Below are 15647 nucleotides of genomic sequence, written 5' to 3'. Positions count from 1 at the left end.
TCTTTTTAAGATATATTCTTCAGATTAGTTGAAGATATAGCGAATACCAATTTGTGCAGACCATCTTGATGGAATATCCGAGACAAAATAAGGACTATTTTTGTTTAGGTCCCCTAATTTGTATTGAGGAATTTTAGTATCCTTAACAAAACTATCAAACGCTATTGCACGGAAGGAATTGTCCCAGAAACTTCCCCCTCCTGAATATTGTTCTCCCCATTTTTTATTTATTAAAGCACCAACATTCATAATATCCAATGAAATTTGAATTTTATTTTTTGTATTACCAATGTTGGTAAATACATCTTGTAATATTTTCAAATCGAATCTATGAGAGAACGGTGCTTTATCGCCATTTCTTTCAGCGTATTTACCTCTCCTATTTTTTAAATAAGGATTAGCTTCAATAAATTGATTAAAAGCATTCCATTGATCATCGGGTGTTTGATCCCCATTTTGAACAAATCGGATTTCGCTCTTATCACGAGGAATATACATCAGTGAAAATTGATCACTAGCACTTCCCGCTGAGTATCTTCCTGGATCACCTGTAATTAAATAAGAAAACCTGGCCCCCGATTGACCGTTATAAACTAATGATAAAGTAGTTCCTAGATGCCCTAAATACTCTTTCGTGTAAGAAGCAAAACCGATTATTCTACTTCCTGTGCTAAATGGATTATGTCCTAAAGTGATACTATTCGAACCATTTACTGACGCCGTTCTAAAGAAATTTGATTGGTTTTGGGAAGAAGAGCCTGAAAACAAATCTTTCGATTCAGTATAAGTATATGCTAATGAACCGAAAAATCCACTTGCAAATGATTTCGATAATTGGGCTGTTGCCGACCAAGAATAACCTTGATTAACATTATTAATATAAATGACTTGAGTATAATTTGGCAAAACACGTTTTTCTGCGTTTGTTGCCCCATACAATAATCTATTATCAGCGCCTTCCAATTGACCAATAGGGTCTTTCATGTTTAGATCTGTAAATTTAAAAGAACTTAAATTTTTAGAATACATGAACTCAGCTGTTCCCTGAATATCCCAAGGAAGTCTATAATCAAATCCTAGGGAAGTTCTAGCAATTTGAGGCAGTTTTAGGTTTTTATCTAATACCGATATATTCCCAGAAGGCTTAACTTCTTGATTACTTTTAGGTTGGTTATTTGGATCTGCAATAAAGTTAATATTTGGTGCGTTTCCAGAACCTGCGTTTAATTGGTTTCCTCCCAACAATGCACCGCTTTGCGTATAGGCACCTGCTGACCAAACAAATGGGAATCGAGAAGTAAAGATGCCAAGCCCCCCTCGTAGTATAGCAGATCTATCGCCTTTAATATCCCAATTAAAACCAAGTCGAGGCGACCACATGAATGCGGTTTTTGGCATACGGTTGGTCATAACATCATATCGCTTTGCTAAAATTGAGTTGTTGAAGTCCGTATTCTCCATTGGATCTGTTAAATACATAGGAATATCTACTCGGATACCACCTGTTAGTTTCAAATTCGATGCTAGCTGGTAATCATCCTGAATATAAAAGCCCAACTGCATCGCTTTAAAATCAGCCCCTTGTCTTGGGTCATCAGTATTACTATAATTATATTGGAAACTACTTGCCAAACCACGCTCAAAATTTTCAATAGCAGTATAGGATTTTCCTGTGGCAGGATTTACATCAGTTGCAGGCGAATTACTAAAAGTGTAATTTCCGAAGGCACTTCCAATAAATCCATTGTACATTTTATAAAACTCATTATGTGTACCAAAAGTAAATCTGTGATTACCTTTATAAACAGTCAAGTTATCTGTAAGTGTAAACACATCTTGGTCTAATTGATTTACTGTTGAGAATGGCTCTGTACCTAAATTTACATTTCTATCGCCTAACTGCAAAGTTACCCTAGGGAAAGGGTTACCAGGAGCTGACCTTGGTTCACTTACCTTTGTGTAACCAATAACTAAATTATTAGATAATGTGTTAGAAAAACGACTATTTAACTCCAATACTGCTGAATTTGTAGTGCTTTCTCTTAAAATTGCACCATTCGAAAAAGTCAATGCCGTTTGTGAACGGCTTAAATCTGTTGCAGTTCCTTTAACGTAACTATATCGAGCAGATAGTTTGTGCTTTTCATTGATATTATAATCGAATCTAGTAAAGATTTTATCAGATTTATTGCTACTTTCTTGGTCTAAAAAACTACCCGCATCATATCCTAAAGCCTTGGCACGATTCGCTATTTGTTCTAGCTCGGCTACTGTAAATTTCGAACCATCAACACCTGGAGCAAATCCTAGCGGTGTATTATTCTCTGTCTTTTCATAGTTAAGGAAAAAGAACAATTTATCCTTAATGATCGGTCCTCCAACACGAACACCATATTGCTTTTCGCTGAAATTATCTAACTTCTTTCTCTCTTGGTCTCCAGAAATCAAAGAATAAGGAGTTTTACCAGTAAGATTTTGGTTTCTGGTAAAATAGTAAACTGAGGCTTGTGGTTTGTTAGTACCTGAACGTGTTACAGCTGAGATTCCTCCACCAGCAAAACCGCCAGCTCGAACATCAAATGGGGCAATCTGGACAGTCATCTCCTCAATTGCATCCAAAGAAATTGGAGAAACTCCTGTGCTCGCGCCATTAGTACCACCACTACTCAAACCGAATACATCATTACTAACTGCTCCATCAATAGTTAATTGGTTAAATCTATTATTCATACCGCCAATAGATAAAGCATCTCCTTTAATATCCGCCTGAGGAGTTAAACGTGTAAAATCATTTAGTCCTCTTGAGATAGTAGGTAAAGTTTGTAATTGTCGGTTTGAAATACTTGTGGAAGCCCCGGTTTTAAGGTTTTGTCCCTTTTTTGTTCTGGTGACTGTAACTTCATCAATAACTGTTTCTCTCTCACCGAATATCGGGTTAAGTTCCAAATCACGTCCCAATTGCAAATAAACATTCTCGTAAACAACTGGATTCTGTCCAACATAAGTTACCTCGACTCGATAAGGGCCACCAACACGCATGCCTGGCAAACTGAATCTACCTGCTTCATTTGAAGAACTTGAGTATACAGTTCCCGAAGGTACGTGCACGGCTTTAATAGTTGCTCCAGTTGTTTTTGTACCATTAGTTTGAGTTACTACCCCTGTCATGCTACTTGTCGTAACCTGAGCTTGTACAGCACCGTAACTGGCCATGACAAGAGCGAAAAAGAGTAAAGATCTTTTCATATAATGTGATTTGTTAAAAAATGTTAAGCAAAATTACTAAGAGATTTTAAATAACAAAGGACTTAATATAAACTTAACATACTATAGCACATCCACTTCCTATCATCTTCACCAACATCATTACCTTAGAATACAATTTTTTTTATAATAAAACGTTATAACACCTTTTAAACCACCATCCCCAGCGAAGCCTATAGATGTAAAATAGTTTTCCACAGTCAACAGATTCGATGGATTTGTAACAACATTCTTCCATTCCTGACCTAAACTTTTTAAAAAAAATTCATTAACTTTCTTTCAACCGAGCGTTTTATTAATCAACTCGTTTACGTAGCCATTGCGCTACGCGCCTTATATTTATTTAAAAACTGTAAACTATTGTCTTTGCGAACTGGTTTTCTATAATAATCTGCTTTTAAAAACGGATAACTTTTTAGAAATTCGCACACCTTTATAACTCATTTTTTCATGGAAGTCGGTATTCAAAATTCATCTTTTCAAGAGCCCGAAGACATCAAACTGTCTCCAGCAGGGCTTTCCTTCTTAGCTTCAGCTGCTAAATGGGCCAATTTTTTGGCTATTATCTGTTTTATTTTTATCGGATTATCGGCTATAACCATGATTAGCCTGATCTTTGGAGCAAGTGCCTTATCCTTAGGTCAGGGCGAATATGTTTCAGCAGGTACGATATCAACCTTCGGTATACTTTACCTGCTCATGATGGCGTTCTCCTGTCTCCCGATCTATTTCCTGTATAATTTCGGATCAAAAGCAAAAAAAGCCATCGAAAACCGCGATAGCATCCAACTTGAACTCTGCCTCGAAGCGCTAAAAAAACATTATAAGTTTATCGGAATCATAGTCATTATTACCATCGGATTTAATTTTATGGGACTCCTCATAGGAATTGTATTAGGCATTCACGACGCGTTTGCTGCAGTATAAGCCAGACACGCTGAAAATACCTCCGTCAACACCTCCAAGACTGCAACGGAGTAGCCCTGCTATTCCGTTGTCTATCGATCTCCTCCTCTTCTCTATCCTTTTCCACACAAACCCTAATAATACGGTCGCAGAAACAGTCACTTTCGAAGTATTACTGCTGAAACAGGTCCTAATTCCACTTCTTGACCAAGTAATTATTTTGAAAAACAGCAAAAACAACCTGTAAATAATTAAACAGCAGAAAACTAAACTTCCAACAACAAATATATTTTTCATTTAATTTAATTTTTTCCAAACAAAATCTTGCTTAAATCGTTATAGCAATAGTGAAAGGAAAAATAAGATCGAAAGCTCTTTAGCTTTCACTTGAAAACAACCGATTTGTATAATCTAAACCTAACCTTTATGCAAAAACAAAGAACTCATTGACTGTTGTCCCTGGCTCCAGCAAGAAGACCAGGAGGGAAATAGCTAGTCAGGATGATACCGAAAATCTGAATAGGGAGAAATAACCAAATTATTTAAAAACCACCTTAAACCATTTTTATTTTTTAGGGCAACTCCTGTATTGGGGGCTCCTTGTCTTTAAAAAGGAAGAATTGAAACATTATGCCTACTCTTCCCAGTGTAAATCAACCAATTTATTTATCTAATTACCTAACATTATGCAAAAACGAAAAGAAAAACTATTTCTTTTCCTGATGCTCTTTGTCTTACCCATGCTGTCTTTCGCGCAAAAGCAGCTTACCGGTATTGTGAAAGACGCATCAAATGGAGAGAAAATTGAAGGTGTTACCATCCTCAAAAATAGGATTCCGGTAACGAAATCCGATGCAAATGGAGAGTTTCAACTCTCCGGTGCTGTAGGCGATAGCCTGGTCTTTAAATTTGTGGGAAAGAAAGATGAAAGCCGTATCATCGGCCCACAGAATATTATCGAAGTGCTGTTATACGACGATGGAAAGAGCCTCGATGAAGTTACCGTCGTCGCTTTCGGAACACAGAAAAAGGCAACTGTAGTCGGCGCGATCACCACCGTAAAAGCCTCGGACCTAAAAATTCCCGCAACCAACCTGACCAGCGCCTTTGCTGGACGTATCCCTGGTGTGATTTCCTTCCAGAACTCAGGCGAACCTGGTGCCGACAATGCCCAGTTCTTTGTCCGCGGGGTGACAACATTCGGCTATCAGGCTTCCCCACTGATCCTGATTGACGGTTTTGAATCCACTACCGACAATCTCGCTCGCATACAACCGGATGATATTGAAAGCTTTTCGATATTAAAGGACGCTTCAGCAACCGTACTCTACGGTGCCCGCGGCGCCAATGGTATTATCATGGTCACCACCAAAGCGGGAAGAGAAGGTCCCGTTGCACTAAATGCCCGTGTAGATGTCAATACCGCGTCACCAACCCGAATAATCAAAATGGTCGATGGCATTGAATATATGAAACTCTATAATGAAGCCCGTATGACCAGGTTTCCTATTCTTGGTCCTTATTATTCCCAGCAGAAGATACAGTCGACAATGGATAATGAAAATCCGATGATCTTCCCAAATATTGACTGGTATAACACGCTGCTCAAAAACTATACGGTCAATACAAAAGCCAATGTCAACCTGAGTGGCGGCGGGCAGGTGGCGACATACTATGTATCGGGTGGTTTTGACAAAGAGTCTGGTTTACTGAAAGTAGATGATCGAAACAATTTCAATAACAACATCAATATCAACCGCTTTTTTATCCGCTCAAATGTCATCTTTAAGCTGACGAAAACAACCACCTTGGACACCCGGATCCAAGGACGGTTTGAACGTTATAACGGGCCGTTCAAATCGGCAAGCGATATCTTCCGGATGGTAATGAACAGTAATCCCGTTGATTTTCCGGCTGTATTTTCTCCTGATGCCAAAAACGAATTCACCCAGCACACCTTATTTGGAAATACTTTTGTCACAGGGTCTCTCAAAGATAATCCCTACGCGGAGATGGTGCGGGGCTATGAAGACCGCAATGAAAATACCATCACCGCACAGGCAACCCTGATGCAGGACCTGGATTTTCTGACACCGGGCTTGAAAGTTCAAGGTCGGGCTTCGGTAACAACCTGGAGCAAATATGCCGGCGTCAGGAGCTATGATCCATTTTACTACGATCTGGAGAATTACAATCAGATTACCGGCGAGTACAGTCTGTACGCGCTCAACCCGACAACAGGTCGGGCTACGCTCGGCGATGTGGATCCAAAAAGAGATGCCAGCTCCAATTATTATTTCGAAGCTCGATTTAACTGGAACCGTAGTTTCGGCAACCACAACTTAGGTGCCATGACTGTCGGGATGATTGAGGAAAAATTACTGACATCCGGAAATAGCAACTCCATCTACGAAACCTTACCCGAACGTAATATGGGCAACTCGGGACGTCTGACCTATGATTTCGACAATAAATACTTTGCAGAATTTGCCTATGGTTTAAATGGTTCAGAAAAATTCATGGGGCAAAAACGTTTTGGTTTCTTCCCCTCTTTGGGTGGGGGCTGGATGATTTCGAGCGAACGTTTTTTTGAACCCCTTAAATCCGTTGTCAGTACATTAAAACTACGCGGTACCTGGGGACGTGTCGGAAACGATGCCATTGCCGAACGAAAAGATCGCTTCTTTTACCTATCGGATATTTCAAGGGGTAATGATGCGATGTATCGTTGGGGAACCGATTTTATGAATGCTTATAATGGATTTAATGTAAACCGCTACGCTAATCCTGATATCACCTGGGAAGAGTCCGAAAAATGGAATGTTGGTGTGGAAGCGAACTTCTTTAATGAGTCACTTAAATTGCAGGGTGACTTTTTTAAAGATGTACGGAGCAAAATCTATATGCGACGGGAGAACTTCCCCGCCTCTGCAGGATTGGAGGCCGCAATCAGTGGGAATGTAGGCAAAGTCAGTTCACAGGGATTTGATGGCTCGTTGACCTATCAAAAATTCTTCGAAACAGATCTCTGGCTTTCCGCCCGTGCCAATTTCACTTATGCAACCAATAAATATCTTGCACTGGACGAGAAAAACTATTCAGATACCTACCTCAAAAAACTTGGACATAATTTGAGGCAAGAATGGGGATTGCTTGCCGAGCGGCTATTTGTCGATCAGTATGAAATTGATAATTCACCAAAGCAGGATTTCGGGGAATACATGGCTGGCGATATCAAATATAAGGATATCAATGGCGATGGCATTATCAATGATAACGACAGAATCCCAATGGGCTATCCTACTGTTCCGGAGATCCAATATGGTTTTGGTATGTCTGCTGGTTATAAAGCTTTTGATTTTTCCTTCTTCTTTCAGGGGAATAAAAATGTCTCTTTCTTTATTAACTCTACCGCGGAATCCAACCCAAATACTGGATCTTATGGAATAGCTCCCTTCGCTAACCGAAGAAACGCATTGGCTATTATCGCCGAAGACTACTGGAGCGAGACCAATCCCAATACCCATGCATTCTGGCCGCGTCTGTCCACAGACCCCATCAATAATAATATACAACAATCTTCCTGGTGGTTGCGCGATGGTTCTTTTATCCGGTTAAAATCGCTTGAAATCGGTTACAGCCCGCGGAATTTAGAGCGTTTTGGTTTTGGCAAAGGCAGCCGGGTCTATATTAGCGGCGAAAATCTGGCCGTATTCAGTCCATTCAAACTCTGGGATCCGGAAACAGGACGAAATGGACTCGGTTACCCCCCAAACCGACGGTTTAATGTTGGTATTCAATTATCATTTTAACGCATAACGAACTTACAAATGAAAACAATAAAATATATCGCAATTGCAACAGCATTCTTTCTAGGTTCCTGCTCCAAGTACCTCGATGTGGTACCCGACAACACCCTAAAACTGGAAGATATATTCAATATCAAAGTTGAAGCTTATAATGCGCTGGCAAAAGTATACAGTTACCTGCCCAACGACGATCAGACACATGTAACCTCTTGGTCGCTGGGAGATGAATGGCTTGGCCGATTAGATTTAAACTCCAATACGGGCAACCTGCGGGCGATCCGTATTATGCGGGGCTTACAATCGCAAACCTCGCCACAACTCGGACTTTGGTCTGGCACCGAAGGTGGTAAGCCGCTCTATCAGGGTATACGTCAATGTGAGGTCTTCCTAGCCAATATCGATAAAGTACGTGACATGACCGAAGGAGAGAAAGCAGAGTGGAAAGCGCAAGTCAAATTTCTAAAAGGTTATTTTGCTTTTCTACTAATTCAGCGCTATGGCCCCATCGTTCTACCTACAGGTCTTGCATCGCCAACATCTACACCGGAGGAATTGTTTTTGAGCCGTTCAAAAGTAGAGGATTGCTTTAATTATGTATTAAACCTCATGAATGAGGCTATTCCAAATCTGACTGAACGTGTATCATCAAACAACCTCGGACAGATTGACCAGGTAGCAGCCAAAGCAATCAAAGCGAGGGTACTCATGTTCAGAGCTAGTCCATTTTTCAATGGCAACCGCGAATACTTTGGCGATTTTATGGATAGTGACGGGCAGCCTTTCTTTCCGCAGACTGAGGATAAAGAGAAATGGAAGGCAGCCATTGATGCGCTTAACGAATCAATTGCATTGTGCGAGGCAAATGGGCTGGGTCTCTATCATTTTGCCAAAGAGCCTTTTATTTACGACCGTCCTGCATTCACAGCCAATCCCGAAAGAATGCAGACATTATATGATCTACGGATGCTTATCGTGGATCCATGGAATAAAGAACTGGTTTGGGGAAATTCAAACCTCAATTACTATAACCAAGGTGAATTGGCTCATTCCTCCAATATCCGCTTGCCTGAAGGCTATGGAGACGGGGTTGTGAACGAACCTTCTTATTCTTGGCAATGGATGGGTGCTACCTATCAAATGGCAGAACGTTACTACACCGAAAATGGATTGCCTATTGATGAGGATCTGACCTATGATTTCAGCAACAAATATGAAATCATCAAGACACCAGCGTCCAGTGAGAGCAGCTATACGCACTGGAATGGCTATATGCAGCCCAATACCGAAACTATTAAATTATACATGAACCGAGAGCCCCGTTTCTACGCCAATCTGGGGATTACAGCCGGCTATTGGCGGGCACATACCGTTCGCATCAATACCATGTTTTATGGAAATTCACATGGAGGCTATAACTCCTCGCAGCACACCACAGACTTTTTTGCTACGGGTATCGGCACACAAAAAATGGTTCACCCGGAGTCGCAGTCCGGAGCTTGGCAGCGTACAATAAAATTCCCTTATCCCATTATCCGAATGGCCGATTTGTATCTGATGAAAGCGGAAGCATTGAACGAATACTCGGGTCCATCTCAGGAGGTATACACCCTTCTGAACCGTGTGCGTGAGCGTGCCGGAATCCCTTCTGTGGAAAAAGCCTGGTCTGATGCTTCACTGGCCAAGACCGTCAATAAGCATAGGACAAAAGAAGGTTTGCGTGATATCATTTTACAGGAACGCAGTATTGAGTTTGCATTTGAAGGTATCCACTTTTGGGATATGATGCGCCATAAAAGGGCGACATCAGCATTTTCAATGCCTATATGGGGCTGGAATCATACCGGTACTTCGGGTACTTCATTCTTTGTGCTCGATGTCAAACAGGAACGACGCTTCACCATCCGGGATTGCTTGTGGCCAATTGATCTCAATGAGATGAATACAAATGGTAAACTTATCCAGAATCCAGGCTGGTAATGCTAAATTCTTATGATAATAACTAATAAAAGAAAAACATGATCAAATTAAATTTCAAATATATCTATATCGCATTTAGTCTTCTATTGCTTTTCATTGCCTGTAAAGAGATTGAGCGATTTTCTCCGGCTGCGGACGATAGTACGCCCCCCGGAAAGGTAGAATTGCGCAGGTATACGCCCTTATACGGCGGAGCCCGCTTTTTTTACAATATCCCAAAAGATGAAGACCTGATGAGTATCGATGCCGTATACACCAATCCCAACGGTAAGTCTTTCACCTTCTCGGCCTCTTATTTTGTGGATTCTTTAGATGTGTACGGACTGCCCAGCACGGATGAATATACCATAAAACTATATGCGGTAGACCGTACGGGCAACCGGTCAGAACCACTGGATGTCAAGGTGCGGTCCCTGGAACCCGCTTTTACCCGCGTCGCCAGTTCCATACAGGTGAAACCAGGCTTCAGCTCGTTTTTCCTCGACTGGGAAAATGAGCTCAAACAGGATGTCAATGTGTATGTCGACTTCACATTTAACCAAAATGGCACACCGCGCAGCCTGACCTCCGTCTTTTCATCCAATCTACCGACCGACCGTAGGTTTGTCAATGACCTGGTGCTCCCACCGACAGAAAAAGTAAGTGTAAAAGTCCGTGTCGAGGATAGCTACGGAAATACCACAGCAACTATCGACAAAGGAAATATATCCCTTCTCGAGGACACAAAAATATCCAAAAAAGACTGGATATTACCCAAAGCAGCCGATTCCATCGGCGGTATACCCATGGCCTTTGGCGACGGGCTGGAGGGGCGCTCACGTTATGTAATAGACGATATCATAGACCGGGGCGACAACCTCAACTTTATGCATACACATGGAAGAGGACGGACGGGAAAAACGGCAGATGGCAATATGCCATGGAACTTTATCATCGATCTGGGCGCCTATTATGAGCTGAGCCGCATCATTACCGTACAACGGCACTCTGGTGGACTGGCCAATATCTCTAGAGGCCAGTATTATCGTAGTGAAAATGTTGGAAGATATAAAATGTATATCTGGGATGATGCAAAAAAAGATTGGGAACCCGTATCAGAGCACATTATTCCAGTACCTTTTGGGATCAGTGAACTGGAATATGTAAAAAAAGGTGAAGCTGGCGATATGGCTTATATGTATCCCGATAATCCGAAGTATACCAAAAAGACAAGATGGTTCAGGTATGAAGCTTTAAAGGGTTTCACCTCTGATTATACATTGGAGGATGCAAACTGTCTTTCCGAAATCACGCTTTACGGACGCAAAAGCAATTAAACAGGAATAATAAAGACATAAAGTATGAAAACAAAAAATAAGTTCAGAACAATAGCTGGTTTTTTAGTTGTCTTGACATTAATGGCTTTTAGCTTTTCCTGCAAGAAAATGTACGATAATATAAAACCTTACGCGGAGGAAACTGTGTATCCGCAACGCTATGACACTATCGCTGCTAAAATCGGCTATGAACGGGTCGAAATTGATCTGATAAAGGCAGGACGGATTCCTTCGAGTCAAATCCGGATGGGAAAATCCAATAAAACGATTGTTGAATATGACAACCAGAAAATCATCATTGATTCATTGGTTTCCTGGCTGAATATCAAAGGCCTCAAGCAGTCCAAACTGTACCGGTTCAAAGTCTATACAATAGACGAATTTGACAATAAGTCGGTACCGCAGCAAATCGCTGTCATCCCATTTACCGAAAGTGACGTAAAAAACCTGGTCATCGCTTCACCACGGATTATGACCTCGCCAAATGCCATGGTCATTGACTGGGCGAGCTCACTATCATCGATCTTATTGACTTATAAAAGTCTTTCTTTTGAATATAAAGATAAGACCGGAAAAGTAATTACCGGAACGCGGGGAGCCTCACCACGTATATTTGCTGCAAACCTCAATCCCGGGTCAACTGTGGCCATGAAACTGTCCTATAATGTGATCCCGAAAGTAGGTGGACAAGAAATCATAGATTCCATTACCTATACACAGACACTTGACATTACCATGCCGACGGGAGAGACAACCTTCAATCCAACAGAACGGGATATCCTCGTCGCTAACGGAATTACGACCTTCAATGCGAATGTCGCAGCAGGGATCAAAAAGCTGACCTTTCCAATTCACACCAATAGCTTACAGGATTTATTCTATTTTTCCAATGTAACTGAATTGGATCTGACTGGAGGTGACATATTTAACCTCAAGACCCTTGATTACAATAGAAATGGTGTGGTTAAAACAATAGGCGGCGGTAAGTTCCAGCCTTTTATACGCCATGTATCGGCAGTATCTGAGGCGAATGCGCAAGCGATGTTGGACCTCCTAGATCTAGGGATAATCAAAAAAATTAAATATATCCCCAATTCCTTAGGAATAGATGAACTGTTGAAACGCTATGAGGACAAAAACATTGTCGAATGGGTGGCACAGCCAGATGAAAGTTTAATTCCGATGAATTTCTTCTTGGATGGAAAGATTCAGGACAATAACTGGGCAACGGATATTGTCAATCCGGCGGTGGATGCTCCAGCGGGTACAGCTATTGTGAATCCGATGAAAATAACACTAAAGGCAGCGAGCGCTTCCTTTGTATTTACACTTCCAAAGGAATACCGATTTAATATCGCCACCTACAAGTATCTTAAATTCAAAGTCTATGCACCCGACAAATCAAAATTCACAGGTAATTACAGTGCTTTTCAAAAACTGTGGCCCAGATTTATGAACTACATGTGGGCATTTTCCAGTGAAAGTGCTTTCGGGCAGGAATACTGGGATCTGGACAGAAATGCCACCCCGATTCCGGACAGCGATCTAACCAAATGGAAGGATATAACCCTCGATTTGTCATCAGCAAAAGATAAACACAATAGGGTAATCGTTATTAACATTGGTGGTGAACCCGGTGGAACATTCAGTCCTCCGGCAGATATCGTCTATTACTTTGCTAATTTCAGATTTTCGAAATAATAGCAAGAAAATATCTGCTCAAAAAACTGTTAGAAGAGTCGTTGAAAATAGACTATAATCTAAATTCTAGCAAATTTAAATCAAAACGGGAGTGTCGAAAAAGATCAACACTCCCGTTTTGTTCGATATAGGCATATAAACTATGCTTGTATTTTTTTGCTATTTTTTATAATACCGCATCGCATTCGGAATCTGCTTCTCGATATCAGCAATACGTCTAGCATCACTTGGGTGAGTGCTCAGAAATTCTGGTTGACCTTTTTGACTGCCTGCGGCCATACGTTTCCAAAAACCAATAGCCTCATTTGGATCATAGCCAGCCAACGCCATAATAATCAATCCAGCCGCATCTGCCGAGGATTCATCGCTGCGTGAGAATTTCAACTGTGCCAAACTACCACCTAAGCCATACAGGTTGTTAAAAATTCCAAGGGAAGTACTCCCTGTCATGCCTGCAGCTGAGCCCAGTATCTGTCCCCCCATTTGCAGGGCCATCTGATTAGAAGCCTGTGCTACAGAATGCTCCTCAATAGCATGGGCAATTTCATGCCCCATTACAGTTGCCATACCAGCTTCTGTACGTGTTACCGGTAGGATTCCTGTATATACAGCAACTTTACCACCAGGCATACACCAAGCGTTCACATCATCACTCTTTACCAGGTTAAATTCCCAGTTGAAATTATATTTATTGGCAATCCCCTTACTCTGCAGGTACTGGTTGACCGCTGTTGCCAATCGGTTACCCACACGTTTCACCATCGCTGCATCCGCTGTACCGGTAATCACTTTTGCACTATTTTTAGACAAAAAATCCTTATAAGCTAATGCTGCTTGCTGGTTGACCTGGTCTGCACTAACCAGCTTCAAATATTTTTTTCCGGTAACAGCTGAAGTCGCACAACCTGACAAGCCCGATGCCAGTGCAACACAGGCCATTACCATAGCCGAATACTTAAACATCCCTTTCATATGTATTTTATTATTCATCTGTGTTTATTTCAATTGCATTTATAAGCGCGCCGGCCCATTTATTTTTTTCAATGGCTATAGGGAACATCCAGATTATCTTCAGCAGGGTGCCTGCTTTATAACATGGATATTTCTACATAATTTATTCAATACTATTGTTAAGATGCAATTATTGTGCCTATTCTTTTGCCTTCGCTTTTTTCTTGAATAGATAAATCTTGGATTCATGTCCTTTCAGCAAACGCTCAATATTTTTTTGATGGGTAATTAACAATAGTGCACAGATGGCAATACCATAAAGTAATACCGAAGGAATCGTGGTTTTAAAAATAAATGCCAAGCTAAATGGAAAAGCAAATCCAGCAGATATCGAACTTAACGATACGTAATGCGTGGTCAATAGGATAATTACAAATACAGATACACAGACCAATGCTGCGGGTGTATGTATGGCTAGGATCATCCCGCACAGGGTTGCCACTCCTTTTCCACCCCGGAAGCCCGCAAACACAGGAAATAGGTGCCCGATTACGGCAATCACCCCCAAAGCTAACTGAAAATTAACAAATTGAACGTCACTCGTATTCTGCCCCAATTCGATCAGATAAGCGAGATTTGTCGCGGTCCAGCCCTTGAATATATCTACAAACATCACAATGGAACCAGCCCGCGGTCCTAATACGCGAAAAGTGTTAGTCGCTCCAGCATTACCACTCCCATACTCCCGAACATCTACGCCATAAAATGCCTGACCCAACCAAACTGCTGTCGGTATAGAACCAAACAAATAAGCTAGTAATACTGCAATTACTAAATAAATCGATATCATTAATTAAATCAGTTCTTATAATAATTTGGCTTTCAGACTAAGATCTAAACTCCTGACACTGTGTGTCAGAGCGCCTACCGAGATATAGTCTACTCCAGCCTCTGCGTAGGCCCGAATGGTTTCAAATGTTATTCCTCCAGAGGCTTCTGTCTTAAATCGATGATCGATAATTCCAACAGCTTTGGCCACATCCGCAGGTGAAAAATTATCCAACATGATTCGGTCCACTTCGCCAAAGTTAAGAACTTCGTCAAGTTCCGCAAAATTTCGGACCTCAATTTCTATTTCTATTGGTTTATTTAATTTCTTTCGATAGTCGTTTGCACGCGTCAAGGCCGGTATAATGCCACCGCTATAATCCACATGATTGTCTTTGATCAGGATCATGTCGAACAATCCAAAACGGTGATTGGTACCCCCACCGATTTTTACGGCTTCCTTTTCCAACACACGGAGTAAAGGTGTCGTTTTACGGGTATCCAATACCTTTGTATCCGTACCTTCTAACAGTTCCACATATTTTCGGGTTGTCGTCGCTATCCCACTCATGCGTTGCATCACATTCAATACCAAGCGCTCTGCCAATAGGATACTCTGGATATTTCCGCGGACATAAAAAGCAATATCACCAACTTTTACTTGACTCCCATCTTGGATAAACACCTCACAGGTCAAGGTTTCGTCAATGTAATTCATAATCGCCTGGGCAACTTCTACACCAGCCAAAATGCCCTCGTCCTTCACAATTAGTTTCGCCTCTCCCTGCGCTTCTGCCGCTATCGTGGACAACGAAGTATGATCGCCATCGCCAAGGTCTTCCGCAACGGATTGTTTTACAAATTGAGCCAAATAATCCTTGATTTCCTTCTCCAT

Annotated in this window: 9 protein-coding genes; 5 read left to right on the top strand and 4 right to left on the bottom strand. The window is 41.4% G+C overall.

Going from position 1 to position 15647, the window contains the following annotated elements; genetic code table 11:
- Positions 1-24: 24 nt before the first annotated feature.
- Positions 25-3246 carry a carboxypeptidase regulatory-like domain-containing protein gene (locus ABDW32_RS07890; RefSeq protein WP_343561133.1) on the bottom strand — a complete coding sequence of 1074 codons (3222 nt, stop codon included), beginning with the start codon at positions 3244-3246 and terminating at the stop codon, positions 25-27.
- Between the two features lie 468 nt (positions 3247-3714).
- On the opposite strand from ABDW32_RS07890, the gene ABDW32_RS07885 reads away from it, so the two are divergent.
- The 5 genes from ABDW32_RS07885 to ABDW32_RS07865 all read left to right on the top strand — a co-directional run bounded on the left by ABDW32_RS07885 (position 3715) and on the right by ABDW32_RS07865 (position 12973).
- Positions 3715-4191, top strand: coding sequence for a hypothetical protein (locus ABDW32_RS07885; RefSeq protein ID WP_343561131.1), 477 nt, complete (start codon positions 3715-3717; stop codon positions 4189-4191).
- Positions 4192-4856: 665 nt separating this feature from the next.
- On the top strand, positions 4857-7982 hold the full coding sequence (locus ABDW32_RS07880; protein WP_343561129.1) for a TonB-dependent receptor: 3126 nt from the start codon (positions 4857-4859) through the stop codon (positions 7980-7982).
- A gap of 18 nt (positions 7983-8000) precedes the next feature.
- The gene (locus ABDW32_RS07875) at positions 8001-9956 is read left to right on the top strand and encodes a RagB/SusD family nutrient uptake outer membrane protein (protein WP_343561127.1); all 1956 of its coding nucleotides are present in this window, start codon (positions 8001-8003) and stop codon (positions 9954-9956) included.
- 38 nt (positions 9957-9994) lie between these two features.
- Positions 9995-11272, top strand: a complete 1278-nt coding sequence (locus ABDW32_RS07870) for a DUF4959 domain-containing protein (protein ID WP_343561125.1) — start codon at positions 9995-9997, stop codon at positions 11270-11272.
- Positions 11273-11296: 24 nt separating this feature from the next.
- Positions 11297-12973 carry a DUF4998 domain-containing protein gene (locus ABDW32_RS07865; protein WP_343561123.1) on the top strand — a complete coding sequence of 559 codons (1677 nt, stop codon included), beginning with the start codon at positions 11297-11299 and terminating at the stop codon, positions 12971-12973.
- Positions 12974-13132: 159 nt separating this feature from the next.
- Here ABDW32_RS07865 and ABDW32_RS07860 read toward each other — a convergent pair whose 3' ends face one another.
- The 3 genes from ABDW32_RS07860 to nadC form a co-directional block, all read right to left on the bottom strand.
- Positions 13133-13963 (bottom strand): M48 family metallopeptidase, encoded by an 831-nt coding sequence (locus ABDW32_RS07860; protein ID WP_343561121.1) that lies wholly within the window; start codon positions 13961-13963, stop codon positions 13133-13135.
- Positions 13964-14123: 160 nt separating this feature from the next.
- The gene (gene plsY, locus ABDW32_RS07855) at positions 14124-14774 is read right to left on the bottom strand and encodes a glycerol-3-phosphate 1-O-acyltransferase PlsY (RefSeq protein ID WP_077436109.1); all 651 of its coding nucleotides are present in this window, start codon (positions 14772-14774) and stop codon (positions 14124-14126) included.
- Positions 14775-14789: 15 nt separating this feature from the next.
- Entirely contained in the window at positions 14790-15647 is an 858-nt protein-coding gene (gene nadC, locus ABDW32_RS07850; protein WP_343561116.1) for a carboxylating nicotinate-nucleotide diphosphorylase, read from the bottom strand.

The organism is Sphingobacterium sp. (genome assembly GCF_039596235.1).
Classification (GTDB): Bacteria; Bacteroidota; Bacteroidia; order Sphingobacteriales; family Sphingobacteriaceae; genus Sphingobacterium.
Note: the sequence above shows the minus strand (reverse complement) of the source record. Positions and strands in the feature narration are given on the sequence as shown.